This is a genomic window from Streptomyces sp. BRA346 (assembly GCF_052851135.1).
Map to the genome: position 1 here is coordinate 120,758 of NZ_JAIWIH010000010.1, position 25,994 is coordinate 146,751.

At 70.9% G+C, this 25,994-nt stretch carries 26 protein-coding genes and 1 pseudogene; 19 read left to right on the top strand and 8 right to left on the bottom strand.

The genetic code is table 11. The features are described from left to right. The first annotated feature begins 71 nt into the window (after nucleotides 1–71). The gene (locus LCH29_RS15565) at nucleotides 72–683 is read left to right on the top strand and encodes a S1 RNA-binding domain-containing protein (RefSeq protein WP_446462325.1); all 612 of its coding nucleotides are present in this window, start codon (nucleotides 72–74) and stop codon (nucleotides 681–683) included. On the opposite strand, the gene ribD is transcribed toward LCH29_RS15565, so the two are convergent. After that, entirely contained in the window at nucleotides 674–1,543 is an 870-nt protein-coding gene (ribD, locus tag LCH29_RS15570) for a bifunctional diaminohydroxyphosphoribosylaminopyrimidine deaminase/5-amino-6-(5-phosphoribosylamino)uracil reductase RibD (RefSeq protein ID WP_446462326.1), read from the bottom strand. The genes LCH29_RS15565 and ribD overlap by 10 nt on opposite strands. Nucleotides 1,544–1,703: 160 nt before the next feature. Here ribD and LCH29_RS15575 point away from each other — a divergent pair, with 160 nt between their 5' ends. After that, nucleotides 1,704–2,159, top strand: coding sequence for an ATP-binding protein (locus LCH29_RS15575; RefSeq protein WP_446462327.1), 456 nt, complete (start codon nucleotides 1,704–1,706; stop codon nucleotides 2,157–2,159). Between the two features lie 146 nt (nucleotides 2,160–2,305). Here LCH29_RS15575 and LCH29_RS15580 read toward each other — a convergent pair whose 3' ends face one another. Together LCH29_RS15580 and LCH29_RS15585 are read right to left on the bottom strand one after the other, a co-directional pair. After that, the gene (locus tag LCH29_RS15580; protein WP_446462328.1) at nucleotides 2,306–3,193 is read right to left on the bottom strand and encodes an alpha/beta fold hydrolase; all 888 of its coding nucleotides are present in this window, start codon (nucleotides 3,191–3,193) and stop codon (nucleotides 2,306–2,308) included. A gap of 61 nt (nucleotides 3,194–3,254) precedes the next feature. After that, on the bottom strand, nucleotides 3,255–3,884 hold the full coding sequence (locus tag LCH29_RS15585) for a hypothetical protein (protein ID WP_446462329.1): 630 nt from the start codon (nucleotides 3,882–3,884) through the stop codon (nucleotides 3,255–3,257). A 248-nt stretch (nucleotides 3,885–4,132) separates the two neighbouring features. Here LCH29_RS15585 and LCH29_RS15590 point away from each other — a divergent pair, with 248 nt between their 5' ends. Beyond that, nucleotides 4,133–4,840: a lytic polysaccharide monooxygenase auxiliary activity family 9 protein gene (locus LCH29_RS15590; protein WP_446462330.1), complete on the top strand. Its 708-nt coding sequence runs from the start codon at nucleotides 4,133–4,135 to the stop codon at nucleotides 4,838–4,840. A 4-nt stretch (nucleotides 4,841–4,844) separates the two neighbouring features. On the opposite strand, the pseudogene LCH29_RS15595 reads toward LCH29_RS15590, so the two are convergent. Both LCH29_RS15595 and LCH29_RS15600 read right to left on the bottom strand, forming a co-directional pair. Continuing rightward, nucleotides 4,845–5,396 (bottom strand): annotated as a pseudogene (locus LCH29_RS15595) (GNAT family N-acetyltransferase); the annotation flags it as partial. Further along, nucleotides 5,357–6,451 (bottom strand): LacI family DNA-binding transcriptional regulator, encoded by a 1,095-nt coding sequence (locus tag LCH29_RS15600; protein WP_446462331.1) that lies wholly within the window; start codon nucleotides 6,449–6,451, stop codon nucleotides 5,357–5,359. The gene LCH29_RS15600 and the pseudogene LCH29_RS15595, both read right to left, overlap by 40 nt. A 221-nt stretch (nucleotides 6,452–6,672) precedes the next feature. On the opposite strand from LCH29_RS15600, the gene LCH29_RS15605 reads away from it, so the two are divergent. The 13 genes from LCH29_RS15605 (at nucleotide 6,673) to LCH29_RS15665 (ending at nucleotide 20,300) form a co-directional block, all read left to right on the top strand. Then, a complete protein-coding gene (locus LCH29_RS15605; RefSeq protein WP_446462332.1) occupies nucleotides 6,673–7,893 on the top strand; it encodes an RNA-guided endonuclease InsQ/TnpB family protein in 1,221 nt (406 codons plus the stop codon). 199 nt (nucleotides 7,894–8,092) lie between these two features. Next, on the top strand, nucleotides 8,093–9,259 hold the full coding sequence (locus tag LCH29_RS15610) for a Gfo/Idh/MocA family protein (RefSeq protein WP_446462333.1): 1,167 nt from the start codon (nucleotides 8,093–8,095) through the stop codon (nucleotides 9,257–9,259). Nucleotides 9,260–9,266: 7 nt separating this feature from the next. Further along, nucleotides 9,267–10,214, top strand: coding sequence for a DUF6807 domain-containing protein (locus LCH29_RS15615; RefSeq protein ID WP_446462334.1), 948 nt, complete (start codon nucleotides 9,267–9,269; stop codon nucleotides 10,212–10,214). Nucleotides 10,215–10,219: 5 nt separating this feature from the next. After that, nucleotides 10,220–10,969, top strand: a complete 750-nt coding sequence (locus LCH29_RS15620) for a cupin (protein ID WP_446462335.1) — start codon at nucleotides 10,220–10,222, stop codon at nucleotides 10,967–10,969. Nucleotides 10,970–11,043: 74 nt separating this feature from the next. Beyond that, the gene (locus LCH29_RS15625; protein ID WP_446462336.1) at nucleotides 11,044–12,345 is read left to right on the top strand and encodes an ABC transporter substrate-binding protein; all 1,302 of its coding nucleotides are present in this window, start codon (nucleotides 11,044–11,046) and stop codon (nucleotides 12,343–12,345) included. Next, nucleotides 12,342–13,304: a carbohydrate ABC transporter permease gene (locus LCH29_RS15630; protein WP_446462337.1), complete on the top strand. Its 963-nt coding sequence runs from the start codon at nucleotides 12,342–12,344 to the stop codon at nucleotides 13,302–13,304. The genes LCH29_RS15625 and LCH29_RS15630 overlap by 4 nt, the downstream gene beginning before the upstream one ends. Next, entirely contained in the window at nucleotides 13,301–14,176 is an 876-nt protein-coding gene (locus tag LCH29_RS15635) for a carbohydrate ABC transporter permease (RefSeq protein ID WP_446462338.1), read from the top strand. The genes LCH29_RS15630 and LCH29_RS15635 overlap by 4 nt, the downstream gene beginning before the upstream one ends. Nucleotides 14,177–14,182: 6 nt before the next feature. Then, a complete protein-coding gene (locus LCH29_RS15640) occupies nucleotides 14,183–14,770 on the top strand; it encodes a hypothetical protein (RefSeq protein WP_446462339.1) in 588 nt (195 codons plus the stop codon). Further along, entirely contained in the window at nucleotides 14,767–16,557 is a 1,791-nt protein-coding gene (locus tag LCH29_RS15645; RefSeq protein ID WP_446462340.1) for a hypothetical protein, read from the top strand. Before LCH29_RS15640 ends, LCH29_RS15645 begins: the two co-directional genes overlap by 4 nt. A 170-nt stretch (nucleotides 16,558–16,727) precedes the next feature. Continuing rightward, nucleotides 16,728–17,888, top strand: a complete 1,161-nt coding sequence (locus LCH29_RS15650) for a Gfo/Idh/MocA family protein (RefSeq protein ID WP_446462341.1) — start codon at nucleotides 16,728–16,730, stop codon at nucleotides 17,886–17,888. Then, the gene (locus LCH29_RS15655) at nucleotides 17,885–19,042 is read left to right on the top strand and encodes a dihydrodipicolinate synthase family protein (protein ID WP_446462342.1); all 1,158 of its coding nucleotides are present in this window, start codon (nucleotides 17,885–17,887) and stop codon (nucleotides 19,040–19,042) included. Before LCH29_RS15650 ends, LCH29_RS15655 begins: the two co-directional genes overlap by 4 nt. Continuing rightward, a complete protein-coding gene (locus LCH29_RS15660; RefSeq protein WP_446462343.1) occupies nucleotides 19,039–19,869 on the top strand; it encodes a sugar phosphate isomerase/epimerase family protein in 831 nt (276 codons plus the stop codon). The genes LCH29_RS15655 and LCH29_RS15660 overlap by 4 nt, the downstream gene beginning before the upstream one ends. Before the next feature lie 23 nt (nucleotides 19,870–19,892). After that, the gene (locus tag LCH29_RS15665; RefSeq protein WP_446462344.1) at nucleotides 19,893–20,300 is read left to right on the top strand and encodes a DUF6336 family protein; all 408 of its coding nucleotides are present in this window, start codon (nucleotides 19,893–19,895) and stop codon (nucleotides 20,298–20,300) included. On the opposite strand, the gene LCH29_RS15670 is transcribed toward LCH29_RS15665, so the two are convergent. Then, nucleotides 20,288–20,686 carry a signal peptidase I gene (locus LCH29_RS15670; RefSeq protein WP_446462356.1) on the bottom strand — a complete coding sequence of 133 codons (399 nt, stop codon included), beginning with the start codon at nucleotides 20,684–20,686 and terminating at the stop codon, nucleotides 20,288–20,290. The genes LCH29_RS15665 and LCH29_RS15670 overlap by 13 nt on opposite strands. 369 nt (nucleotides 20,687–21,055) lie before the next feature. On the opposite strand from LCH29_RS15670, the gene LCH29_RS15675 reads away from it, so the two are divergent. The 3 genes from LCH29_RS15675 (at nucleotide 21,056) to LCH29_RS15685 (ending at nucleotide 23,702) form a co-directional block, all read left to right on the top strand. Next, on the top strand, nucleotides 21,056–21,664 hold the full coding sequence (locus LCH29_RS15675) for a hypothetical protein (protein ID WP_446462345.1): 609 nt from the start codon (nucleotides 21,056–21,058) through the stop codon (nucleotides 21,662–21,664). Between the two features lie 178 nt (nucleotides 21,665–21,842). Beyond that, nucleotides 21,843–22,361: a GNAT family N-acetyltransferase gene (locus tag LCH29_RS15680; RefSeq protein WP_446462346.1), complete on the top strand. Its 519-nt coding sequence runs from the start codon at nucleotides 21,843–21,845 to the stop codon at nucleotides 22,359–22,361. A gap of 174 nt (nucleotides 22,362–22,535) precedes the next feature. Further along, entirely contained in the window at nucleotides 22,536–23,702 is a 1,167-nt protein-coding gene (locus LCH29_RS15685) for a serine hydrolase domain-containing protein (protein ID WP_446462347.1), read from the top strand. A gap of 160 nt (nucleotides 23,703–23,862) precedes the next feature. On the opposite strand, the gene LCH29_RS15690 is transcribed toward LCH29_RS15685, so the two are convergent. Both LCH29_RS15690 and LCH29_RS15695 read right to left on the bottom strand, forming a co-directional pair. Further along, on the bottom strand, nucleotides 23,863–25,257 hold the full coding sequence (locus LCH29_RS15690; RefSeq protein ID WP_446462348.1) for an LCP family glycopolymer transferase: 1,395 nt from the start codon (nucleotides 25,255–25,257) through the stop codon (nucleotides 23,863–23,865). 33 nt (nucleotides 25,258–25,290) lie between these two features. Beyond that, nucleotides 25,291–25,994, bottom strand: a 704-nt coding sequence (locus LCH29_RS15695) for a glycosyltransferase (protein WP_446462349.1), incomplete at its 5' end; no start/stop codon positions are given.

Consider the following 25,994-nt stretch of genomic DNA (forward strand, 5'->3'; position numbering starts at 1 on the left):
CCTATGGACAAGGGCGTCGCCGCAGGAATTGACGCCACGCGGGTGCGCGTCGACCGGCCTATGGTTCGTGGATGACGAGCGCTCTCCGTCTGGAGAAGATCACCCCGGACAACCTCGACGCCGCGATCGGGCTACGGGTCCGTCCGGATCCGGAACTGTGGGCGTTCCTGGCATCACGTCACCGCGGCGAGATCCTTTCCGGCACGATCGCGGCGATCGAACGCTTCGGGGTGTTCGTGGCGTTGGACGACGGCCCCGATCATCCGATCTTCCCCGGCGTCGGGTTCATCTCGATCCCCGAACTGTCCTGGCGACGCTTCGAGGCCGCTTCGGACGTCGTCCAGGTCGGGCAGCGTGTGTCCTGTGTGTTCCTTCAGTTCGACACCTGGAATGGAGAGGCCAGGCTCTCCTTGAGAGCGAGACAGCCGGACCCGTTCCAGGAGTTCGCCGACAGCGTCGGGGTGGGCCGGAGGCTTCGGGGGCAGATCACCAAACTGGTCCCCTTCGGTGCCTTCGTCCAGGTCGCCGAGGGCGTTGAGGGCCTGGTCCCTCTTCAAGAACTCACCTCGACACCCGTGGCAACTCCGCAGGAGGCCGTTGCGACCGGCGACGAGGTGACGGTCACCGTCACCGACGTCGACCGGGCGCGGCGCAGGCTGTTCCTCTCCCGACGTCAGGCTTGAAGAGCCCTTTCCCCGGTCATGCGAACGCCCGCGCCCAACGGCTCCACACCGGTCAGCCGGTATCCGTCAGGAATGGACTCACTTACGTGCCCGGACGAGGGGGCTGTGCCCGGTGCGTCGATCATCACGCGATCCACGGCGTTGGCGAACAACCGTGCGGCCGGGTTGGCGCGACCTTCGATGAGCACCGTACGCGCCCCGGCCTCGGTCAGGACGGACAGGGCCTTCTCGGGATCGCTGGCGAGCGAGGGGCGCGGGACTCGGAAGGCATCTTCGCCGTGGCTACCCGGCACTCCTTCCTCAATCGCTCCGTTCTGCCGAATCACCAGGTCGTGTGTGCGGCGCAGCTCATTCATGCCTCGGTCGTCATGGGGCTCGTAGGCGTCGACCGAGTATGTCCAGGTGAGGTACGGCCGTCCCGTACGCAGCGAGTGCAGCCACGGGCTGAGGACAAGCAGCGCTTCCCGCTCCAGGACGTCGCGCTCCACCTCGATACCGGCGTGTTCCAGTACCGCGGCGCCACCCTCTTCGCGTGAGGTGGGGTCCATGACCGCGATCAGGACGCGGGACACCTTGGCGTCGATCAGGGCCTGTCGGCACGGCGGCGTACGGCCGTGGTGGTTGCAGGGCTCCAGCGTCACCACCGCGGTGCCCTCCTCGGCACGCTCGCGCGCTGCGGTGAGCGCGTTGACCTCGGCGTGGTGGTCTCCCTTGCGGTGGTGGTACCCCTCTCCGACCGGTACGCCTTCGCGGTCGAGGACCACGCACCCCACGGGCGGGTTGGGACTCGTCGTTCCGAGCCCCTGGGCGGAGATGGCGATCGCTCGCCGCATGGCCGTCAGTTCGTTCGGCGTCGCCATCAGAACCCCGCGTTCTCCTTGACTGCGTCGAGCAGGTCCCGCACGGCAGCGACATTACTCGCCGCTGCAAGAGCGTTGATTGCCGTGACGGCCTCCTGGAGGGTGCGGCCGGAACCGGAATCGCGGGCCACATCGAGTTCTGACCTGCACGCTTGTCGCCATGAAGTCAGAGCTGACCAGTCCGGATGAGCGTACGGTGGTGAGGCGCTGGCCTCGCCACCCTCGTTGCGTCGCCCGGGCGCGGGCCGACTTGCGTAAAACACTGGCGAGTTGGGGCCTGCCCACTGTGGAAGAAGTCGCGCTCCTGGTGCTGTCCGAGTTGATAACGAACGCCGTGCGTCATGCACGCGTGGCCGGACGTCAGATCGAGACGCGTTACCTGCATCAGGGCGATAGCGTACGGATCGAGGTTCACGACGCGGCCGACCCGCACCCCAGGCTGATGACTCCACCCCTCCAAGCCGTGCATGGTCGGGGACTTTTCCTGGTGGATGCACTCGCCGATCAGTGGGGTGTGACCCCGAGGGCGGTGGTGGGCAAGGCCGTCTGGGCGGTTCTGGCCATTTCCGACGACGAGCGGGCCCCCATGGCCGATGGACAGCTCGGCGAGGGGTGACCAGCGGGGACCGCAGTCGGCCGGTGTCGATCCGGTCGAGGTTGGGCCTGCCGTACACCCGCGCCATGCCCACGGCGGTGCTCGGGCACGTACGTCAGGGCACCGCAGGCGTGACCGTCGCCCGAGCACCGCCCCGGGAGCGTCGGTCAGGCCCAGCGCTTCAGGAAATCGATCGCCGCGGAGTCGACCTCCGCGGGGTGCGAGGCGCTCAGGAAGTGCTGTCCGCCCTCGATGACGTCGAGGCGCGCCTCGGGGGAGCGGGTGAACATCCGTATCTCCTCTTGGGCGTTCGCCACCGAGTACACCTGGTCCGCGGTGCCGTGCAGCCACAGGATGGGGCAGCGGATCTCGTCGAGCCTGCCGTGGAGGCCGTCGCGGTCGCGCAGGTTCACCGTGCTGAGGCGGAGGCGGTGGCGGCCCGCGTCGCCGGTGTAGTTCGCGCGGTAGGTGGCGAGCCAGAAGTCGCGTTCTTCGTCGGAGACGCCGCCCAGGGCCGTGTCGAGCACCGCGTCCACGAGCTCGTCCGGTACGACCCAGTCCTCGCCGACCGGGTCGGCGAGGGCGTCGACGAGCGGCGTGTTGAACTCGACGCCGTCCCAGCACCCCAGGTCGCGGCTGCGGGGGCTCTCGAAGTCCATCGACGTGCCGAGCGCCATGATGCCCTTCACGACGTCCGGGGCGAGCAGCGCCATGCGGGCCGCCACCCAGCCGCCTTGCGAGGTCCCCAGCACGAAGGCCTCGCGGATTTCGAGGGCCTCGAGGACCTGGAGGTTCGCGATCGCGCTGTCCCAGAAGGTGAAGTGCGGGTACGAGGCCCTCGTGCGGCCGTGCCCGTAGGGCTCCAGGGCGAGCAGGTTGGCGGCGGACGCGAGCGCCGGGTCGGCGAACTGCGGCCGGTACAGCTCGGCCGAGGTGGTGTACGAGTTGATCAGGACCAGCGTCGGGAGCGCGGGGTCGTACGGCCTGGCGAAGGTGTACCCGACGGTCGACCCTCCCAGGTGGGGTATCTCGACGGTCTGCTCGATCTTGCTCATCAATTAACTCCTTGGGTCACGCATGGGGAATCTCTTGAATCAGGTCGTCACCAAGATCAAATCACCCTCGCGGCTCCGCCCGGCGGCGTTTCCCGTACGCGACGGTCAGCACGGCCAGCAACGGCCCCCACAGAACCAGCGGCGCGTAGCAGACGAAGAACGACAGGGTCTCCCAGCCGCCGACCTCGCTCGGGGAATCGCCGGGAAGGTCGTCGCCGCGGATCGTCGTGCCCCTGAACTCGGCGACGGGCGCCAGGAGGGTGAACAGAACCGTGAGGAGGGCGGCTCCGGTCGCGGCCGGGATGACCGCCGCCTTCGGCGGGACGCGGCGGCCGCGCAGGAACGGGAGCCAGTGCGGAAACACCTCGCCCCACCGGGCGATCAGGCCGAACGCCGTGAACGCGAGCGCCTCGGAGAGGGCCGACAGGAAGACGACGTACGCGCGCTCGCCGACGCCGATCCCGCGGTCGAACGCGGCCGGGAGCCTCCACAGGCTGGACGGCAGGACGGCCAACGGTATGGCGCAGGTGAGGAGGTGCGTCCGACGGGACACTCCGGCGACGGGTTCGTGCGCCGCCCGCCACGCGGTGCGGAGTCGGCCGGGGCGGACGGCGGCGGGTGCTGCGACTGGGTCGACGGTTTCGACGGGTTCGGCGGCTTCGACAGGTTCGGCGTGACGGAGTGGTTGCATGCGCGGTCCTCGGTGTCCGTGGTGGGCAGGCCCGTTCCGGCATGACCATCGCAGTCGGGAGGCCCGCCGCGGATCGCTCCACGGGCCGAACTCGGCTCCACCGCATAGGCGACCGTGGATGCGACCGCAGCATGACGGCAGGGTGCGGAACGGCCGTCAGACGTCTGGCCGCCTCATGATCCCCGTCCTACAGTGGGAGCGCTCCCGCACACCCTCCCGCACACCTTCGCAGCGGATCTGGAGGCGTTATGAGTTGTCATGGGCATGTTCGGAGATGGGGGCTTCGCGCCTCCGCCGTCGCCTCGGCCGCGACGCTGCTGACCACCGTGGCGCTGGTGGGCACCGCCGACGCGCACGGGTCGGCCATCGGCCCGGCGTCGCGGAACTACGGCTGCTGGAAGCGGTGGGGCGGTGACTTCCAGAACCCGGAGATGAAGACCAGGGACCCCATGTGCTGGCAGGCGTGGCAGACCGACACCAACGCCATGTGGAACTGGAACGGCCTCTACCGCGAAGGGGTCGCGGGCAACCACCAGGCCGCGCTGCCCGACGGGCAGCTGTGCAGCGCCGGGCACACCTCGTCCGGCCGCTACAACGCGATGGACGTGCCCGGGAAGTGGGCGGCCACGTCGGTCGGCACCAGCTTCACCTTCAAGAACCACGACCAGGCCAAGCACGGCGCGGACTACTACCGCATCTACGTCACCAAGCAGGGCTACGACCCCGCGACCCAGCCGCTGCGCTGGAGCAACCTCGAACTCGTCGCCCAGACCGGCAAGATCGCGCCCGGGGCGGGGGAGCCCTCCACCGAGCCCAGCCTCAACGGGGTCACCGTCTCGATCCCCGTCAACGCCCCCGGGCGCACCGGCCGCCATGTGGTCTTCATGATCTGGCAGGCCAGCCACTTCGACCAGACCTTCTACTCGTGCAGCGATGTGATCTTCCCGGGCGGCTGACCGGCTACGTGAGCAGGACGAGCCGCCAGTCCTGCGCCGTCACGGGCCCCGCGCCGTACCCCGGGTGCGGCTCCTCGGCGGTCAGCTCGAACCCCGCCCGCTGGTAGATCCGGCGGGCGGCGGCCTGGACGTCGGTGGTCCACAGCACCAGCTCGCGGTAGCCCGCCGCGCGGGCGAAGTCCACGCACGCCGTCACCAGCCGCTCGCCGAGCCGCAGGCCCCGCGCGTCGGGTTCGACGAACAGCAGCCGCAGCCGGGCCGTCGCGGGCGCCTCGTCCCGTACGCACATCACCGACCCGACGGGGCGGCCGTCGCGCTCGGCGATCCACACGCGCTCGTACGCCGGGTCGTGCCGGGTGCCGAAGTCCCCGACGATACGGGCGACCAGGGCCTCGAACGTGGTGGTCCAGCCGTACTCCCGGACGTACTCGACGCCGTGCCGGTGGACGATCCACCCCAGGTCGCCGGGGCCGGGCTCGCGCAGTGATACCTCTGTCATTCCGCCAGCCCCCGCCCTCAGCGCCGCGGGGGCGCCGTCGAGGCGCGGGCCATCAGCTCGGCGCGCACCATGGCCACCCCGCCCGGCGGCTGCGGTTCGCGGCCGAGGGCGAGGCGTCCGGCGCGTACCCCGGCGTCGTGCAGCGGCAGCCGGACCGTGGTCAGGGCGGGGACGGCGTCGGCGCTGAAGGGGAGGTCGTCGAAGCCCGCCACCGAGACGTCCTCGGGGATGCGCAGTCCCTGGTCGCGCAGGGCCGCGCAGACGCCGAGGGCGATGGTGTCGTTGGCGGCGACGATGGCGGTCAGACCGGCGTCGCGGCGCAGGAGTTCGAGCGTGGCGTCGTAACCGGAGGCGCGGTCGTAGAGGCCGTGGACGGTCAGCTGTTCCGCGCCCTCGGCCAGCCCGGCCGCGGCCAGGGCCTCGCGGTGGCCCTCCAGCCGGTGGCGGGTGGTGGTGCGGTCGGCGGGGCCCGCGACGTAGCCGATGCGGCGGTGGCCGAGGGTCAGCAGATGCTCCGTCAGACGCCGGGCGCCGCCGCGGTTGTCGAACGTGAGGGTGATCGCGTCCTCGATCGGGGGCCGCCCGCACAGCACCACCCGGGTGCCGGAGGCGGCGAGCCGGGACGCCTTGGCGGCGACCGCTGCGGCGTGGTCCGGGTGCTCGACCGCGCCGCCGGTGAGGACGACGGCGGCGGCGCGCTGCCGCTGGAGCAGGGTGAGGTAGTTCAGCTCGCGCTCGGGCGAGCCGCCCGTGTTGCAGATGACGGCCAGCTTCTCGCCACCGCGCACGGACTCGCCGCCGGAGCCATTGGACGTACCCGAGCCACCGTTGCCCCCGGGCCCGCCCGGCGCGCCCATCTCGGACTGCACGGCGCCCGCGATGATGCCGAAGAAGGGGTCAGCGATGTCGTTGACCAGCACCCCGACCAGATCGGACGTGGCGGCCGCGAGAGCGCTTGCCGGGCCGTTGACCACGTACTCCAGGTCCTCGACGGCGCGCAGCACCCGGGCCCGGGTCGATTCGGCAACCGGATAGTTGCCGCTCAGGACGCGCGACACGGTCGCCGCCGAGACCCGAGCCCGGGCGGCCACATCGGCCAGGGTCACTGCCATGTTTCCTCCGTTGGATGGTCACCTGGGCGCCCGTGGGACACCGGGTGCGCTGGTGGGGCCGGGTCCATCATGCCTCCTTTCGGAAGGACCGGCTTTGGCGGTGGGGGATACCGAATCTCTGGATCGGAGTCGCAAAGCGGCGAAGCCCGCCGCGATGTCAGCGGTGGCCGGTAGAGTGCTTGCACCGGCTTTGACCAGGGGAGATGCGGAGGTGGGGGGCGTTGCTGCGTGCGTACAAGTTTTTGATGCGACCCACCGTCCGCCAGGCTCGGGCCTTGACGGAGATGTTGCGGGACCATTGTTCGCTTTACAACGGCGCTCTTCAGGAGCGCCGGGACGCCTATCGGCATGCCTCGAAGACGAGCATCAAGTACGGCAACCAATCGGCTCAGCTCAAGGAGATACGGGCGTTAGACCCGGAGCATCAGGGCCGCTGGTCGTTCAGTTCGCAGCAGGCGACGCTGCGTCGCCTGGACAAGGTGTTCGCCGCGTTCTTCCGACGTGTGAGGAATGGCGAGAAGCCTGGCTACCCACGCTTCAAGGGTGCCGGGCATTTCGACACTGTGACCTTCCCCAGGGACGGAGACGGCTGTCGCTGGGACTCCACCCCACAGGACCCCGCGACCCGCGTCCGGTTTCAAGGCGTCGGGCACGTCAAGGTGCACCAGCACCGGCCCGTGAAGGGCCGCGTCAAGACGATCAGCGTCAAGCGGGAAGGCCGCTGCTGGTACATCGTCCTCGCGTGTGATGAGGTGCCCGCCGTGCCACTTCCGGCCACAGGATCGATCGTCGGCATTGACATGGGCACGGTGTACTTCTTCACCGACTCGGACGGCCTGCATGTCCAGAATCCGCGGTTCCTGGAGACGATGGCGAAGGAGCTGGCCGCTGCCCAGCGGCACCTTGCGACGTTCCCCAAGGGGACGAAGCGCCGTACAAAGCCGCACCGGGTGGCGGCCCGGAAGGTGGCCAAGCTGTACGCCAGGGCCCGGCGGCAGCGGGCCGACCATCACCACAAGCAGGCGCTTGCCCTCGTGCGTGACCATGACGTGATCGGGCACGAGAAGCTGAACACGGCGGGCATGACCAAGGCCCCTGCGTCCAAGCCCGACCCCGAGCAGCCCGGTGCGTTCCTGTCGAACGGCGCCGCTGCCAAAGCCGGGCTGAATCGAAGCATCCTCGACGCGGGTTGGGGGCAGTTCCTCCGGATCCTGGCGAACAAGGCTGAAAGTGCCGGTCGCCGAGTGGTCCCGGTGGAAGCCCGCAACACCTCCCGCACCTGCCCACTGGCCGCTGGGGGTTGTGGGCATGTCTCAAACGGGAACCGCGTTACCCAAGCGAAGTTCGAGTGTCTCAAGTGCGGGTTCGTCGAGAACGCCGACCGCGTAGGCGCACTCAACGTCCTCCATAGGGTCGGGCTGGCCCTCTGCGCGACGGCTTAGCCGCCGTTGCGGGAAGTTCGCCGCTTCAGCGGTGGGCGGAGTCACGGTCTCACTGGTCAGCGCCGTCGCGGCCATCGTGTATCGAACCGGGAACGGGCGCGGGAATCTGCTCGCCGGGGTCTTGTCCTGACATCCGCGCCGTGCCTAGGGTCGTCCCCCAGCAAGCGCTTTCCGTCCCGTTGGCGAGGAGCCCCACTCCATGGCCTCAGCAGCCACCGCCCGTATCCGCGCCGCAGTCATCGGCACCGGAGCCATCGTCACGGGCAGCCATCTGCCCGCCCTGCGCGATCACGCCGACCGGGTCGAGCTGGTCGCCGCGGTCGACGTGGACGAGGACCGGCTCGACACCTTCCGCGCGATGGCCGCCGAGAGCGCCGGATTCACCGTCGCCGGCTACCCCGACGTGGCCGCGATGCTGAAGGCCGAGCGCCCCGACCTGGTCCTCATCGGCACCCCGCCGTCCCTCCACCGCGAGCAGACGGTGGCCGCGCTCGAAGCGGGTGCCTGGGTGCTGTGCGAGAAGCCGCTGTGCCTGACGCTCGCCGAGTACGACGAGATCGCCGCGGCGGAAACGGAGGCGGGCGGGCCGTACGCGTCCGTGGTCTTCCAGCACCGCTACGGCTCGGGCGCCGTCCACGCCCAGGACCTGCTGACCACCGGCGCGCTGGGCCGCCCGCTGGTGGCCCACTGCCAGACCACCTGGCACCGGGACACCGCGTACTACGCCGTCCCGTGGCGCGGCCGCTGGGACAGCGAGGGCGGCGGCCCCTCCATGGGCCACGGCATCCACCAGATGGATCTGCTGCTGCACCTCCTCGGCGACTGGACCGAGATCCGCGCCATGGCCGGGCGGCTGGTGCACGACGTGGAGAGCGAGGACGTGTCCACCGCGCTGGTCCGCTTCGGATGCGGCGCCATGGCCACCGTCGTCAACAGCGTGCTCTCGCCCGACGAGGTCAGCCGCATCCGCATCGACTGCGCGGACGCCACCGTCGAGCTGACCCACCTCTACGGCCACCGCAACGACGACTGGGTCTACACCCCCGCCCCGCACGTGCGCGACGAGCCCGCCCGGCAGGAGCGCTGGCGCACCCCCGCCGCCGATCTGCCCAGCTCCCACGCGGCCCAGCTGACCGGGCTGCTGGACGCCATGCGGGACGGCGTACGGCCGCCGGGCAGCGGCCCGGACGCCCGCCGCACCCTCGAATTCATCGCCGCGCTCTACAAGGCGGCCTTCACCGGGCAGCCCGTGCACGCGGGGGAGATCGCGCCCGGCGACCCGTACTACGACGCCATGCACGGACACCACGCCGAGTGGGCTCCGAAGGCACCGCAGGCCACGAACGTCGCGAAGAAGGAGAGCTGAGGCCGCCATGACCCAGCAGATCACCGTCACCCACACCCACGGCGAGCGGATCTCGGTAGCCTCCGGCGGCGTCGAGCTGATGGCCTACGTCTACGCGCCCGACCCGGACGCCTTCGAGGCCCGCAAGCCGTACGCCCACCCGCTGCGCACCCTCGCCGGAAGCCCGGTCTCCGGCTACCGGCCCAACGACCACCGCTGGCACAAGGGCCTCCAGATGACGTCCAGCCATCTGTCCGGCCAGAACTTCTGGGGCGGCAACTCCTACCTCGGCCCCGACCAGGGCTACCAGCGGGTCGAGGAGCGGGTCGGCTCGATGCGGCACGACGGCTTCGAGGAGTTCACGGTCACCGACGACCGGCTGCGCTTCACGGAGAACCTCACCTGGGTGGAGAACGGCGGCCAGGAGTGGGCGCGCGAGCTGCGCACCATCGAGCTGCACTCCGTCGAGGCGGACGAGGGCACCTGGGCCCTGGACTGGTCCATCGACCTCACCAACATCCGCGGCGAGGCGCTGCACTTCGGCTCCCCGACCACCGCGGGCCGTGAGATGGCCGGGTACACCGGGCTCAACTGGCGCGGCCCCCGCGACTTCACCGGCGGCGACGCCTTCGGCCCTGACGGGCGCGGCGGCGAGGGCGAGGCGGGTGCCTCGGACCTGATGGGCACCCCGGCCGCGGACGCCCCCTGGGTCGCCTTCACCGGCGAGCACGACGACATCGACGCGCACTCGACGCTGCTTTTCGCGCACGCGCCGGAGAACAAGGACGCGATCCACGCCTCCCACTGGTTCGTGCGCTCCGAGCCGATCCCCTCGGTGGCCCCCTCGTGGGCGTTCTTCGAGGAGTTCGAGCTGCCGCCGGGGGAGTCCTTCGGCTACCGCTACCGCGTGGTGGTCGCCGACGGCGCGTGGGACCGGACGCGCGCCGAGAGCTACCTCAAGAACCACGGGTGGTGAGCCATATGACAGCGATGCCCGCCCCGCTGCCGGGTGGCGTGGGGATGTCCCACATCAGCGCGTACGAATGGGAGGCGGCCGACGGCGTGTGCGGCGGCAGCCCCCACCTCCACCTCGCCTGCACCGAGGCGTACGTGGTCACCGCCGGGCGGGGCGCCGTCCAGACCCTGACCGTGGCCGACGGCTTCACCGAGACGCCCCTGGAGCCGGGCGCGGTGGTGTGGTTCACCCCCGGCACGGTGCACCGCATGGTGCAGGGCGGCGGCCTCAAGGTGACCGTGCTGATGCAGAACAGCGGGCTGCCCGAGGCCGGGGACGCGGTGTTCACGTTTCCGCCCGAGGTGCTGGCCGACCCCGAGCGTTACGCGGCGGCCGCCGCCCTGCCCGCCAAGGAGGGCCCGGAGGCGGACGCGGCCGCCCGGCGCCGCCGCGACCTCGCGGTCGAGGGCTATCTGACCCTGCGCGCCGCCGCCGAGAAGGGCGACGACGGGCCGCTGCGCGCCTTCCACGAGGCGGCGGTGCGGATCGTCGCCCCCAAGGTCAAGGACTGGGAGCCGCGCTGGCGGGACGGCGCGCTCGCCGCGGCCCGGCGCACCGGTGAACAGCTGACCGCGCTCGCCGCGGGCGACCCGGCCCATCTCGCACAGGCGAAGGTCACCGCGACCGGGCCCAGCCGCCGCGGCGGCTACGGCATGTGCGGCCGCCGGGACGAGTACGAACTGCCCGGCGCGACGCTCCCGTACTACGGCGAATAAGCACCGGCATCCCCCCACACGAACAGGCATGAACACGCACATCGGCACATCACAGGAGGGAGGTCGGTCCGGCGATGCGCAAAAAAGGGACAAAGGCGTCCTGCGCCCTGGCTCTCGTCCTCACACTCGGCGGGACCCTCACGGGCTGCGGCGGCGGTGAGGGCGGCGGCTCGGGCGGCAAGGTCACCCTGCGGTTCACCTGGTGGGGCAACCCCGACCGGGCGGCCCGTACCGAGCAGGCCGTCAAGCTGTTCGAGAAGCGTCACCCGAACGTCGACATCAGCACGTCCTTCGCGGGCTTCGACACGTACAAGGCGAAGCTCGCCACCCAGGCCGCGGGCGGCGACGCACCCGATGTGATGCAGCTGGACTACCGGCAGATCAACCAGTACGCCACCTCCGGCATCCTGCTCGACCTCGGCAAGCACCGTGAGCTGCGCACCGCGGACATCGACAAGGGGCTGCTGGCCACCGGGGTCGTGGACGGCAAGCAGTACGCGCTGCCGGTCGCCCGCGGCGCCGAGGCCATACCGTACGACGCGGCGCTGTGGCGCAAGGCGGGCGTCCCCGAGCCGACGGTCGACTGGACGTGGGCCGACTGGACCGACGCGATGCGCAAGCTGAAGGCGTCGAAGAAGGACATCGGCGGCCGGGTCGGCTCCACCGACCCGGGCCAGAGCGAGGACGTCTTCGAGATCTGGCTGCGCGGCCGGGGCAAGGCCCTCTACACCGAGAACGGCGGCCTGGGCTTCACGGCCGACGATCTGACCCGCTACTGGGAGTGGTGCAGCAAGCTCCGCAAGGAGGGCCTGGTGGCCCCCGCCGAGCAGACCACCCAGATGGACGGCGCGGTGGAGAACACCCCGCTCGGGCGGCTCAAGGCCGTCTCCGACTTCAACTGGGACGCCCCGTCCAGCGGCTACGAGGCCATCGTCGGGAAGGGCGGGAAGGAGCTGAAGCTGGCCCCGCTGCCCGCCGGTGACGACGGCAAGCCCGCCCTGTACTACAAGCCGTCGATGTTCTTCGGGGCGTCCGCCACGTCCCAGCACCCCAAGGAAGCCGCCCAGTTCATCGACTTCCTGCTCAACGACCGGGCCGCCGGGGCCATCCTCGGCGCCACCCGCGGCATTCCGGCCAACGACCCGATCCGGGACAAGGTGCTGCCCAAGCTGGAGGGCTTCGACCAGGTCATCTCCGCGTACCAGAAGCAGTTCGAGGGCAAGCTCAAGGATCCGCCCGCCGCGCCGCCCAAGGGCGACGCCTCGCTGCAGTCCACCTTCCAGCGCGACTACGACCAGGTGTCGTACGAGCGCATGTCGCCGCGTGAGGCGGCGGAGAACTACATCACCGAGGCGAAGGCGGAGCTGAGGCAATGACCGCGACCGCGACCCGCCCCCAGGACGCCGCGCCCCCCGCCGCGCGCGCCAAGCGGGCACCGAAGCGCGAGAGGCAGGGCGCCGCCTGGGTGTTCCTGTCGCCATGGGTGATCGGCGCGACCGTGCTGACGCTGCTGCCGATGGCCGTCTCGCTGTATCTGTCGTTCACCGACTACGACATGTTCGACGCCCCGCAGTGGGTGGGGCTCCGCAACTACACGCAGATGTTCACGGAGGACCCCCGCTACTGGCGCTCGGTCGTCACGACGCTGACGTACGTCGTGATCGCGGTGCCGCTGCAGCTGGTGCTGGCTCTCGCCGTGGCGATCGCGCTGAAGTCCGTCAAGCGCGGCAAGGGCTTCTACCGCTCGGCGTTCTACGCCCCCTCGCTGCTCGGCGCGTCGATGTCCATCGCCCTCGTCTGGCGGGCGATCTTCAACGACGGCGGCACCGTCGACAACCTCCTCTCCGGCGTCGGCATCGACATCGGCGGCTGGATCAACCAGCCGGGCTGGGCGATCCTGTCGGTCGCGCTGCTGACCATCTGGCAGTTCGGCGCCCCCATGGTGATCTTCCTCGCCGGGCTCCAGCAGATCCCCGCCGAGCTGTACGAGGCGGCGGCGGTCGACGGGGCGTCCTGGTGGCGGCAGTTCCGCTCGATCACCATCCCGATGCTGTCCCCGGTGCTCTTCTTCAACCTGGTGCTCCAGATGATCCAGGCGTTCCAGGTCTTCACCCCCGCCTTCGCGGTCAGCGCGGGCAAGGGCGGTCCCGCCGACTCCACCCTCGTCTACACCCTCTACCTCTACGACCGCGCCTTCACCGCCTCCCACATGGGCTACGCCTCCGCCATGGCGTGGGCGCTGCTGCTCGCCATCGGCGTCGTCACCGCGGTGCTCTTCCGGACCTCCCGGGCCTGGGTCTTCTACGCCAACGACAACAACGAGGGGGCCCGATGACCACCGCCCCGATCACCGCCGACGCGCCGGTGGCCCAGCGACGGTCCACCAGCCGGATCGTGCTGCACGTCTGCCTGATCGCCGTCCTGCTGGTGATGCTCTATCCGCTGGCCTGGCTGGTGGCCACCTCGTTCAAACCGGCCGACGAGGTCATCGCCAGCCTCAAGCTGCTTCCCAGCCACCTGGAGTGGAGCAACTACTCCACCGCGATGGAGGGCGTGAACGAGGTCAGCGTCGGGCAGCTGCTGTGGAACTCGCTGCTCATCGCGTGCGGCGCCGTCCTCGGCAACGTCATCAGCTGCTCGCTCGCCGCGTACGCCTTCGCCCGGCTGCGGTTCCGGATGCGCGGGCCGCTGTTCGCCTTCATGATCGCGACGATCATGTTGCCGCACCACGCGATCCTCATCCCGCAGTACATCATCTTCAACCAGCTCGGCATGGTGAACACCTACTGGCCGATGATCCTGCCGAAGTTCCTGGCCACCGACGCCTTCTTCGTCTTCCTCATCGTCCAGTTCATGCGCGGGCTGCCGCGCGAGCTGGAAGAGGCGGCCCGGATCGACGGCTGCGGACCCTTCCGCTCCTTCTTCAGCGTCATCCTGCCGCTGACCAGGCCCGCGCTGATCACCACCGCGATCTTCACCTTCATCTGGACCTGGAACGACTTCTTCACCCAGCTCATCTACCTCTTCGAGCCGGAGAAGTTCACCCTGACCCTGGCCCTGCGCTCCTTCGTGGACGCCTCCAGCCAGTCGGCGTTCGGCCCGATGTTCGCGATGTCGGTCTTCGCCCTGCTGCCCATCGTGCTCTTCTTCCTCGCCTTCCAGCGGTTCCTGGTCGAGGGCATGGCCAACTCCGGGGTCAAGGGGTGAGACGCCGTGCCGTCCTCCGCGACCACCCGTGAACCGGGCGAGCTGACCGGTCCGCGCTTCGCCCTCTTCGCCGACGTCCTGGCGGTGGGGCTGGCCACCGCCGCCGCCTCGTTGCCGCTGATCACCGCCCCCGCCGCCATGTCCACGGCCTGTGCCGTCCTGGACCGGCGGGTACGGGAGGACGCCCCCGCCACCGCGGGCGGCTACCTCCGCGCCCTGCGGGCCCGGCTGCGCCCCGGCGACCTGCTCGCCGGGGCCGGGATGCTGGCGGGCGGCGCGCTGCTGCTGTTCAACGCGCTCGCGGCCGGGGCCGGGCTGCCGGGCGCGGTCGTCTTCCGGCCCGCGCTGCTCGTCGTCGGCGGCCTCCTCACGGTCGTCCTGCTGCGCGCTTGCGCCCGCCCCGAATCGGCGACGAGCTGGCGCACCGCGCTGCGCTCGGCCGCGTACGCCAGTGTGCGCACGCCCCGCGCGAGCCTCGTCCTGCTGCTGGCCGTGGCCACCGCCGCCGTCTGCGCCTGGGCCTACCCGCCCCTCCTCTTCCTCGTCCCCGGCCCCCTCGCGATCGCCGCCAGAGCCACGGAGCACCACCCATGAGCCTGCTTCGCCGTCACTTCCTCGCCGGAACCGCCGCCGTCGGCGGACTGCTGGCCGTGGGCGCCCCGGGGGCGTCTGCCTCGGCCCGTACCGACAAGCCGTTCCTGGACCTGCTCACCAAGGCCGCCGACAAGCGGGTGGCCGAGGTGGTGGACGGGCTCGACGCGACCCTCGCCCAGCTGAACAACCTCGGCCAGGCCCGCCCCGCCGCCCGCAGCCTGCGGCTGCTCACCTCCGTTTACGTGTGGGCCGACGCCGAGCACCACCACGACGCGGCGCTCATCGCGCCGATGACCCGGCTCGCCGACGCGCTGGCCGCCGCCCAGTTCGACGACGGCCTCTTCGACCAGGGCGCGGTGCACTCGCCGCCGGACACCGCCTTCTCGATCGTCGACCTGGGGCTGCTGTACGGCCTGCTGGACGACGACGACCATCCGTCCACCGCCACGATCCGCGCCACCCTGAAGACCATCCTCCGCAAGGCCGGGGCGGGGCTCGCCACCGGCGGGCTGCACACCCCCAACCACCGCTGGAAGGTGTGCGCCGCGCTCGCCCGCATCAACTCCTTCTGGCCCGACGCCCGCTACACCCGCCGCATCGACACCTGGCTGGCCGAGGGCATCGACCAGTACGACCGCGGGCAGTACAGCGAGCGCAGCGCCACCTACGCGCCCATCGTCACCAACCCCGCGCTGCTGACCCTCGCCCGGCTCACCGACCGGCCGAAGCTGTACGACAACGTGCGCCGCAACCTGGAGGCCACGCTCCACCTCGTGGAGCCCAACGGCGATGTGGAGACGGTGCACTCGCGCCGCCAGGACCAGAAGACGGTCAAGCATCTGTCCGAGTACTGGCTCCAGTACCGGGCGCTGGCGCTGCGCGACAAGGACGGGCGCTTCGCGGCCATGGCCGAGACCGTCCAGCGGCGCGGGGCGGACCAGACCTTCGACGAGACCCCGCTCGGGGACTTCCTCGCCGAGGTGCTGGACGAACCGGAGCTGGCCGCGCCGCTGCCGAAGGCCACCGCGGCGCCGTCCGAGTTCACCTGGCACGACAAGGACAGCGGGCTGGTGCGGATCGGCCGGGGCGCCACCCGTACGTCCCTCTTCGGCGGCACGGACTTCCCCGACGTCCACGCCATATCCTCGGGCCTGTCCACCAACCCGACCTTCTTCAAGTGGCGCAAGGGCGCCGCGATCCTGGACTCGCTGCGGCTGTCCCCGCAGTTCTTCTCGCTCGGCCACTTCCGCGCCGAGAACGTCGAGCGCACGGCGGACGGCTGGCGGCTGTGGGCGGACGTCCGCGCCGGATACCACCTGCCGCTGCCGCCGCAGCACCGCCGCCCCGACGGGCGCTACCCGCTGACCGACGACGGCCGCTTCTGGTCCGCGATGGACTTCCCGCACCGCCCCAAGGAGTGGCGCACCCTGCACACCGAGGTGCGGGCGACCGAGGCGGACGGCGGCTGGAACCTGGACGTCGAGGTCGGCGAGTCCGCGGTCCCGCTCGCCCTCGAACTGTGCTTCCGCAGCGGCGGCACCCTCACCGGGGTCGAGCCCGTGCCCGGTCAGAAGGACACGTACCAGCTGGTCAAGGGGTACGGGACGTACACCTCGGGCGATGACGTGATCACCTTCGGCCCGGGCAACGGCAGCGGCCCGCGCCAGCCCGCCGTGGTGGACCCGGGGGAGCGCTACACCTGGATGGGCGGCGATCTGCCGGTGTCCGGGCTGCGGGTGCTGATCACCGGTCGTTCGCCCCTCGCCTATCGCTTGACTCTGCGATGACTTCGCGATGAAGCGCTGACCGTTCCTGTGCCGCCCCTGTGTCCGCTCTGTACAGGGGGTGGCCGGGGCGGTTAGCGTAGCTACTAGTAAGCGCTTACTGTGAAGCGCTTACTACGAGACCTTTGGTGACTACGAGACCTCTGGTGACTCTGGTGAGGAGACGAAGCCACGTGACACGCAAGACCGTGCGGATCGCCTTGAACGGTGTGACCGGCCGGATGGGATACCGCCAACACCTCGTCCGGTCCCTCCTCGCCATCCGCGAACAAGGCGGCATCGACCTCGGCGACGGCAGCGTGCTGTGGCCCGAACCGCTGCTCGTCGGCCGCCGCGAGCACGCCCTGAAGGCGATGGCCGAGCGCCACGGCCTCGACCCGGTCGCCGACGTCTCCACCGACCTGGACGCCGTGCTCGCCGACGAGACCGTCGACATCTACTTCGACGCCCAGGTCACCTCCGCCCGCGAGGAGGCCATCAAGAAGGCCATCGCGGCGGGCAAGCACATCTACACCGAGAAGCCGACCGCCACCGGCCTCGACGGCGCCCTCGAACTGGCCCGGCTCGCCCAGGCCGCGGGCATCAAGCACGGCGTCGTCCAGGACAAGATCTTCCTGCCGGGGCTGCTGAAGCTGAAACGGCTCATCGACGGCGGCTTCTTCGGGAAGATCCTCTCCATCCGCGGCGAGTTCGGCTACTGGGTCTTCGAGGGCGACTGGCAGAGCGCCCAGCGACCCTCGTGGAACTACCGCGCCGAGGACGGCGGCGGCATCGTCGTCGACATGTTCCCGCACTGGGAGTACGTCCTGCACGAGCTGTTCGGCCCCGTCCGCACCGTCCAGGCCCAGGCCACCACCCACATCCCGAACCGCTGGGACGAGCAGGGCAAGCCGTACGACGCCACCGCCGACGACGCGGCCTACGGCATCTTCCAGCTCGAAGGCGGCGCCATCGCCCAGATCAACTCCTCCTGGGCGGTCCGCGTCAACCGCGACGAGCTGGTCGAGTTCCAGGTCGACGGCACCGAGGGCTCCGCCGTCGCGGGCCTGCGCAACTGCCGCGTCCAGCACCGCTCGGCCACCCCCAAGCCGGTCTGGAACCCGGACCTCCCGGCCACCGAGTCCTTCCGCGACCAGTGGCAGGAGATCCCGGACAACGACGCGTTCGACAACGGCTTCAAGGCACAGTGGGAGCTGTTCCTGCGCCACGTCGCCCTCGACGAGCCCTGGCGCTGGGACCTGCTGGCCGGCGCCCGCGGCGTCCAGCTCGCCGAGCTGGGCCTCGCCTCCTCGGCCGAGGGCCGCCGACTCGACGTCCCGGAGCTGACCCTGTGACCCTCCGCCTCCCCGGGCCGGGCGGCGCGACCCGCCCCTACGAGCCCCGCACCGAGCCGCTCTCCCTGACGACCGGGGCCCCTTTGACGTCCCGCGTCGTGTTCTCGGCCGCCCATGTGGTCGCCGACCCGTACGCCGACGTCAGCCCCGACAGCCCCGCCGCCGTCGACTGGGACGCCACCCTCGCCTTCCGCCGCCACCTGTGGTCCCACGGGCTCGGCGTCGCCGAGGCCATGGACACCGCCCAGCGCGGCATGGGCCTGGACTGGGCGGGTGCCGCCGAGCTGATCCGCCGCTCCGCGGCCGAGGCCCAGGCGGTCGGCGGCCGCATCGCCTGCGGCGTCGGCACCGACCAGCTGGCCCCCGGCGACCGCACGACGGCCGAGGTGCGGACCGCGTACGAGGAACAGCTCGCCGTCTGCGAGGAGTCCGGCGCCCAGGCGATCCTCATGGCCTCCCGCGCCCTGTGCGCCGCCGCCAAGAGCCCGGACGACTACCTCGACGTCTACGGCCACCTGCTGCGCCAGGCGCGCGAGCCGGTCATCCTGCACTGGCTGGGCCCCATGTTCGACCCGGCCCTCGAGGGCTACTGGGGCAGCAGCGACCTGGACGCGGCCACCCGCACCTTCCTCGACGTGATCGCCGCCCACCCCGACAAGGTCGACGGCATCAAGGTCTCCCTGCTCGACGCCCAGCGCGAGATCGACCTGCGCCGCCGCCTCCCGGACGGGGTGCGCTGCTACACCGGCGACGACTTCAACTACCCCGAGCTGATCGCGGGCGACGACCGCGGCTTCAGCCACGCCCTGCTGGGCATCTTCGACCCGCTGGGCCCGCTCGCCGCCGAGGCCGTACGCCGCCTGGACACCGGTGACACCGAGGGCTTCCGCGCCCTGCTCGACCCCACCGTGGACCTCTCCCGCCACCTCTTCCAGGCCCCGACCCGCTACTACAAGACGGGCGTGGTCTTCCTGGCCTGGCTGGCGGGCCACCAGTCGCACTTCACGATGGTGGGAGGCCTCCAGTCGGCCCGTTCGCTGCCGCACCTGGCGCGGGCGTACGAACTGGCCGACGGCCTCGGCCTGTTCCCGGACCCGGCGCTGGCGGAGTCCCGTATGAAGCACCTGCTGTCCGTCCAGGGAGTCGCCCAGTGAACGCCGTGCCCAGGTTGAGCCTCAACCAGGAAACGATCAAGCAGTGGTCGCTGCCCGAGCTGGCGGAGGGCTGCGTCAAGGCGGGCGTCACGGGCGTCGGCCTGTGGCGCGAGCCGGTCCAGAAGTACGGCGTGGAGGCCACCGCCCGGCTCATCCGCGACGCGGGGCTGACCGTCACGTCGCTGTGCCGCGGCGGCTTCTTCACCGCGATCGACCCCGGTGAACGCGCCGCCGCCCTCGCCGACAACCGCACCGCCATCGACGAGGCCGCCACCCTCGGCACCGACACCCTGGTCCTGGTCTCCGGCGGCCTCCCGGCCGGCAGCCGCGACCTGTTCGCCGCCCGCGAGCGCATCGCCGACGCGCTGGGCGAGCTGGGCCCGTACGCCGCCGAGCGCGGCGTCCGCCTGGCCATCGAGCCCCTGCACCCGATGTACGCCTCCGACCGCTGCGTCGTCTCGACCCTCGCCCAGGCCCTCGACCTGGCGGTCCGCTTCCCGGCCGACCAGGTCGGCGTCGTCGTGGACACCTACCACCTGTGGTGGGACGACACCGTGGCCGCCCAGATCGCCCGCGCGGGCGCCGGGGGCCGCATCGCCGCCTTCCAGCTCGCCGACTGGATCACACCGCTGCCGGAGGGCGTGCTGCTGGGCCGGGGCCAACTCGGTGACGGCGCGGTCGACTTCCGCTGGTTCCGCGAACAGGTCGACGCGACGGGCTTCGACGGACCCATCGAGGTCGAGATCTTCAACCCGGACCTCTGGGCCCGCGACGGCGCCGAAGTCCTGGCCGAGGTGGCCGACCGCTACCGGTCGCTGGTGCTGTAACCGGGGCCGGGTAGGGTGCGGCCATGAACTCGGGGGAGCGCCGGATCATCGAGCCACGGCTGCGGGTACGTGACGTCCTGCTGCGCGGTGCGCTGCACGGATTGGCATCGATCGTCGTCCTGCTGATCGCCATGTGGTGCGTCGGTGACCACAACGACCGGGAGGAATTCATCGCGGTCGTCGGCGGCTTCGCGCTCGTCTTCGGCGGGGTGTTCGTCGTGTTCGGCGCGCTCTTCTGGGCGTGCTCCGGCGGCGACATCCGTCGGTGGCGCGACTTTCGCTCGATCACCAGCCAGTGGGAGGGCATCACGATCATGGCCCCGGCCATGGTCCGCTGCGGCGTCATGGCCCTGGTCCTGGCGCCCGCCGCGTACTGGCTGTACGGCCTGGTCGACGAGGCGGCGATCGGGAGCTGGCTCTACGGCTCCTGACGCCCGTTCGCCTTGTCCTCCTCCGGCGGCACCGCGTATCCGGGCACCGAAGGCCACCGCACGGTCAGCACCACCGACTCCTCCTCCGCGACCCAGGAGTGGTCGACTCCGTGCCCCCACACCACGTAATCCCCCTGCTGTTCCAGCAGGACGCTGCGGCCGGGCAGCTCCACGCGGAAGCGGCCGCTGATGAGCACCAGCAGAGCCGTCCGCTCCTCGCCCCGCACCCACTGCGCCCGCTCGTCCCCGGGCGGGTGGACACCCCACTTGATCTCCACGTCCGCACTGTGGCGGGGGTCGTCGGCGTCCTTGAAGTGCCCGAGGATCCAGCCCCGGTCCAGTGCCGCGTCCTTGCCCGCGTTGCCCACGTACACGCTGTCGTTCACGTTGCCCTTCACGCTGTCGTTCACGTCTCCGGAAGCTAGCAGCTGGCCCGCGCAACCTTCCTCCGGGCATATCGGTCGAACGAGCGTCGGCGAGCCGCGGAGGCGTCATGGACAGGTGGAGAGCGCATGGGGTGGGCGTGATGGTCCTCGCCGCCGTTTTATCGGTGGCGGGTTGCGGGGGAGAGGCCGACAATCGGCTCGTGATCGAGGGCCGCCGGCCACCCCGTACAGCGGCCCGCTGAGGGTCCCGTTCAAGGACGCCGACACCGACGACAGCGAGAGCCCGAAGGCCCTGATGGCCGCGTCGGGCGCCGCCGGGAGGGCCCTGGAATGCGACGGGGCCATCTACTCCGGCGGCCGCGGCGACCGATGGAGCGAGGGCGACGGCGGTTCGAGCCCGGAGGGCGGCCTCAAGGCTACTTCGACATCGAACAGCCCGACGTCCCGCGGGAGGGCTACCGCGTCGAGCGCACCGCGAGGGACCGGGTGCTCTACTCGCTCGATGTGCGCGGCAGGACCAAGGTCGCCGTGATCGTCGCCAAGGACCAGCCGCACCGCCCCGGCTGGGGCCCGGAGGCCAGCGCCTCCTGCGACCCGGCGGAGCTGCCGCGGAGCTTCACCGACCGGCAGGAGTACGAGATCTGGACGGATGAGAACGGCGACCGCGTACCCGTCTCCCTCCTCAGCAGCTCCGAGGGCGCGGCCCACTGCGACTGGCAGAAGGCGCACTTCCTCGGCATGGGCCGGGGCTCGGCCCACAAGCTGTACGCACGTGACCCCGACGGCGTCCTGCCGCCCGTCATGCTCACCTCCCGCTACGACGGGGACGCGACCCTGCCGCCCGACGCGAAGGACACCGGCTTCCGCCTGGACGACTGGTGGCTGTGGCTGGCGGCCGACGGATCGAAGGCGTACGTCCAAACGCCACGGGGCGTCGAGGTGTGGCCGAGGGTCAAGCGGGGGATGGGCTGCGAGTGACCCACGGCTCAACTTCGTTGTGGGGACCGCGCAGTGTGGCTAGGGTCGTCGCGGCGCGAGAGACGCGTGCTCATCGGTGACGAGGGAGCTTGATGAATATGGCTGCCGACAGCCCTCATCAGCATGCCCTCGTCCGGCCCGCATGCGGCCGGGCCCTCCGAACGACCAGGAGCACCGCGTGTCTTCTTCTTCCGCCCAACCGACTCATCCCGACCTGACCACCGACCGCCTCGTCCTGCGGTCATGGACCCCCGCCGACGTCACCGCCGTGCTGGACGGCGCCCGGGCGTCGCACTGGGCCGACGACTTCCCCGCCGAGGGCGACCGGGCCATCGCCGGGCTCTTCGCCGAACACCCTGCCTGGTGGGGCCCGTACGGCCACCGGCTGATCATCGAGCGGGCCACGGGGCGGGTGATCGGCTCGATCGGCCTGTTCTGGCCGCCGAGCGACGGCGCCCTCGAAATCGGCTACGGCATCGTGCCGTCCCGCCGGGGCCACGGCTACGCCCCGGAGGCCACCCGCGCCCTCACCGCGTTCGCGCTCGGCGCGCCGGGCGTCCACACGGTGCACGCCACCGTGGAGCTGTCGAACCCGCCCTCCATCAGGGTGCTGGAGAAGTCCGGCTTCCGGCGCCACAGCACACCACCCGGCCAGACCCAACCCGATCAGAACGTGGCCCGCTACCAGGCGCACTGACGTCCCTCTCAGCGTGGCCGGGAGGGGGGATGGGCGCGACCGGGGCTCGCCACCACGATCAGGGCGATACCGGCGGCCGACCCCAGGACGTTGGATCAACCCCGGGGGCGCGGGCCGCGTCCGTCACTCCGCAGGGGCAACTCAACGCCCCTGCGGTGACCCGGAGGTTCACGGATGAGACAGCGAACGGCACGCACTGGCTTATGCGCCTTGGCGGTGACCCTGGCCGTGGGCGCGGCAACCCTCACGCCCGCGCACGCGGCCACGGCCGTCACGAAGGACGGCCACGAGGCGACGCGGGACGCGCTGCGGCAGTGGGTGGCGGAGGGCGGGACGCCCGGGGTGGCGGCCATGGTGCGGGAGGGCGGGGAGACCTGGTTCGGGTCGGCGGGGTACGCGGACACCGACACCGGCAGGAAACGAACGCCCGAGGAGCACTTCCGGGCGGCGAGCATCACCAAGCCGTTCATCGCGACCGTTCTCCTCCAACTGGAGGCGGAGGGGCGGCTGAGCCTGGACGACTCGGTCGATACGTGGCTGCCCGGGGTGGTGCGGGGCAACGACAACGACGGTCGCAAGATCACCCTGCGAAGCCTGCTCAACCACACCAGCGGCCTCTACAACTACACCGATGACCCGGACTTCCAGGTCAACGTCTCCGGCAGCGGCTTCCCCCAGCACCGCTACGACACCTACGCGCCCGAGGACCTGGTGGCGGTCGCGATGAAGCACTCCCCACCGGGCGGGAAGCCGTGGTACTCGAACACCAACTACGTCCTCGCGGGCATGGTCATCGAGAAGGTGACGGGACGCTCCTACGCCCAGGAGGTCGAGCGGCGGATCATCAAGCCGCTGAAGCTGCGCGAGACGTTCTTCCCCGGCACCGGGCCGAAGATGCCGAAGCCGCACCCCGTCGCGTACTCCTGGCTCCACGACGATTCCGCCGACGCGCCGGTCCACGACGCCACCGAGCAGAACATGAGCTGGCTGGGCGCGGCGGGCGAGCTGATCTCCACCGCCGGTGACCTCAACCGCTTCGACCGTGCTGTGAAGCGCGGCCGGTTGCTGCCCCGCGCCCAGCTGGACGAGATGCTGAACGCGGTGCCCTCGGACGGGGTGATCGAGTACGGGCTGGGGGTCGAGGTGGCCACCCTGTTCTGCGGTGTGAAGGTGGTGGGCAAGACCGGCCGTACCAATGGCTCGCTGTCGGTGATGGTGGGCACGGAGGACGGCACGCACCAGCTGGTGTTCAACGCCAACGGCGACCGGCTCCCGGACTCGGCCCGCTACTTCGACGTGATCGAGGCGGAGTTCTGCGGCCGCGCGGTCACAGATCGATAACTTCGGAAAATCGTGCAACCCTTCCGGGCCTCGGCAGGTCGTACCTGGCATCGGGCTTCCTGGGAGGGGATCCGGGGGGATTCAGAGGGAGCCCTGTGGAGGGGGAAACGAGGGGCCTGGTCGACGGACCGGGCCCCTCGAAACGTGTCCGCGCCTCGTCTCAGCGCAGGTCGCGGCTCACCGGCCGGTCGTGCCTCAACTCGCCGAAGAGCTTCTTCGCCCGGGCCGTGTTCCACCGTACGGCGCTGCCCTTCGAGGTCCGGAAGTCCCGGTTGGAGACGGGGACGTTGACCCGCTTCCCGTCACCGGCCGTCACGCCCTTCATCGCCTGGAACAGCGACAGGAGATCGGGCATCTCCATGCCCTTGTCGACGATGAGCGTGTCCAGCCCCGCGCGCATCGTCGGGTACATCGTGAACGGGTCGAGGGCGACGCCCGGCGTGGCGGCCTTGTGGGCGAGCGCGGCGAGGAATTTCTGTTGATTCTTTGACCGTCCGAGGTCGCCCTCGGCCTCTTGGTGGCGCTGCCGGACGAATGCGAGTGCCTTGGCGCCGTCGAGGTTGTGACAGCCCTTGGTCAGATTCAGGCCCGATTTCTCGTCCCGTACATTCTTCTTCACACACATGTCCACGCCGCCGACCGCGTCCACCAGGCCCACGAATCCCGCGAATCCTATTTCCGCGTAGTGGTTGAGGCGCAGACCCGTGTTTCGCTCGATGGTGCGGATGAGCAAATCGGGGCCGCCGAGGGAGTAGGCCGCGTTCAGCTTGTTCCGGGCCGCGGGGTAGTGCTTGCCGGTCTCGGGGCGGATGAACGAGGGAATCGTCACCCATGAGTCACGGGGGAGGCTCATCAGCGTGCTGCCGTGGGCACCGGTGTGGAGCACCATCATCGAGTCGGTGCGGCCGCCGTCGGCGGAGCCGGTGTGCAGCTGCTTCTTGGCCGCGCCGGACAGCCCCGAGCGGCTGTCGGAGCCCACGATCAGGTAGTTGGTGCCCTTGCCCGGCGGGCGGTCCGCGGCGGCCTTGTCGAGGTCGACCTTGCGGTCGAGCGTGCTGTCGGCCCAGACGTAGGTACCGGCGGACGCCACGAGCGGGACGGAGACCAGGAGGGCCACCGCCCGCGCGATCCGGCGGCGCCGGCTGGCCGGTTGCTTGGGCGGTCTCCGTCTGAGGGTCGGCCCGCCGCCGGAGCCCGCCCCGCCCTGGCCCGGGCCCGCCGCCCCGCCCCCGCGCTGGGACGGGATCCCCGGCCGCCCCACGGCGGCCGGGGAGGAGAGGGAGATCACCGTGGCCGCCGAGGGCGAGGACGCCAGCGGGCTCGCCGGTGCCGCGTAGGTCAGCGGGTCCGCCGGTGCCGCGTAGGTCAGCGGGTCCGCCGGGGGCACGTACGTGCTCGGCGGCGGCATCAGGTGCGCCTGGTGCGCCTGGTGCGCCTGATGTGCCTGATGCACGTACTCGCCGTAGCCCCACACCTCGCCCGTGAGGACGTGCGGCGTGTCCATCCCGCCGCCGTACTGGTTCCTGTCGGTCCGCCCGTCCGCCCACTCGTTCATGGCGCGCCAGTCTGCATGTTCACCAGTCCTACATCAAATAGACGACAGTTCTTCATGATCGTTCGATCGGAGTTGCTGGGCGGCGGTGCCCGAGCGGTGCATGCGGTGCCACGTCAGCCGGGCGCCGAGCAGCGCGGCGACCACGGACTGGATGACCACCAGGTACATCAGCTGCCGGTAGACGAAGAGCTGGAACGGCAGCGACCACAGCGACCGCATCCGCTCCCCGTCCAGCCGCAGCGCGTATCCGGCGCACACGAGCTGGACCGCGAGGAACGCGCACCAGATCCCGGCCGACTGCACGGGGCTGAGGAAGAGCGCACCGTACAGGGCGAACAGGTCGACGACCGGCGCGATCAACGGCAGCAGCACCTGGAAGACGACCAGGTACGACAGCCCCCGGCGCCCGAAGCGCCCGGCCGGGCCCAGCTCGACGGCGGCCCGGCGGTGCTTCCACATGGACTGGAGCGTGCCGAAGCACCAGCGGTAGCGCTGCCGCCACAGCTGGCGCAGCGAGGTGGGCACCTCGGTCCAGGCGACGGCCGTCTCCTCGTACACCACCCGCCAGCCGGCCCGCCACAGGGCCATGGTGAGGTCGGTGTCCTCGGCGAGGGTGTCCTCGCTGACCCCGCCGACGCCCAGCAGCGCGTCCCGGCGGAAGGCGCCGATGGCGCCGGGGACGGTGGGCATGCACTCCAGCACCTCGAACATCCGGCGGTCGAGGTTGAAACCGAAGA

Bases quoted from the DNA above. Each gene is read 5' to 3' on its own strand.
- LCH29_RS15565 (WP_446462325.1), top strand. From the start codon at position 72: ATGACGAGCGCTCTCCGTCTGGAGAAGATCACCCCGGACAACCTCGAC.
- ribD (WP_446462326.1), bottom strand. From the start codon at position 1,543: ATGGCGACGCCGAACGAACTGACGGCCATGCGGCGAGCGATCGCCATC.
- LCH29_RS15575 (WP_446462327.1), top strand. From the start codon at position 1,704: ATGAAGTCAGAGCTGACCAGTCCGGATGAGCGTACGGTGGTGAGGCGC.
- LCH29_RS15580 (WP_446462328.1), bottom strand. From the start codon at position 3,193: ATGAGCAAGATCGAGCAGACCGTCGAGATACCCCACCTGGGAGGGTCG.
- LCH29_RS15585 (WP_446462329.1), bottom strand. From the start codon at position 3,884: ATGCAACCACTCCGTCACGCCGAACCTGTCGAAGCCGCCGAACCCGTC.
- LCH29_RS15590 (WP_446462330.1), top strand. From the start codon at position 4,133: ATGAGTTGTCATGGGCATGTTCGGAGATGGGGGCTTCGCGCCTCCGCC.
- LCH29_RS15600 (WP_446462331.1), bottom strand. From the start codon at position 6,451: ATGGCAGTGACCCTGGCCGATGTGGCCGCCCGGGCTCGGGTCTCGGCG.
- LCH29_RS15610 (WP_446462333.1), top strand. From the start codon at position 8,093: ATGGCCTCAGCAGCCACCGCCCGTATCCGCGCCGCAGTCATCGGCACC.
- LCH29_RS15615 (WP_446462334.1), top strand. From the start codon at position 9,267: ATGACCCAGCAGATCACCGTCACCCACACCCACGGCGAGCGGATCTCG.
- LCH29_RS15620 (WP_446462335.1), top strand. From the start codon at position 10,220: ATGACAGCGATGCCCGCCCCGCTGCCGGGTGGCGTGGGGATGTCCCAC.
- LCH29_RS15625 (WP_446462336.1), top strand. From the start codon at position 11,044: ATGCGCAAAAAAGGGACAAAGGCGTCCTGCGCCCTGGCTCTCGTCCTC.
- LCH29_RS15630 (WP_446462337.1), top strand. From the start codon at position 12,342: ATGACCGCGACCGCGACCCGCCCCCAGGACGCCGCGCCCCCCGCCGCG.
- LCH29_RS15635 (WP_446462338.1), top strand. From the start codon at position 13,301: ATGACCACCGCCCCGATCACCGCCGACGCGCCGGTGGCCCAGCGACGG.
- LCH29_RS15645 (WP_446462340.1), top strand. From the start codon at position 14,767: ATGAGCCTGCTTCGCCGTCACTTCCTCGCCGGAACCGCCGCCGTCGGC.
- LCH29_RS15665 (WP_446462344.1), top strand. From the start codon at position 19,893: ATGAACTCGGGGGAGCGCCGGATCATCGAGCCACGGCTGCGGGTACGT.
- LCH29_RS15675 (WP_446462345.1), top strand. From the start codon at position 21,056: ATGGAGCGAGGGCGACGGCGGTTCGAGCCCGGAGGGCGGCCTCAAGGC.
- LCH29_RS15685 (WP_446462347.1), top strand. From the start codon at position 22,536: ATGAGACAGCGAACGGCACGCACTGGCTTATGCGCCTTGGCGGTGACC.
- LCH29_RS15690 (WP_446462348.1), bottom strand. From the start codon at position 25,257: ATGAACGAGTGGGCGGACGGGCGGACCGACAGGAACCAGTACGGCGGC.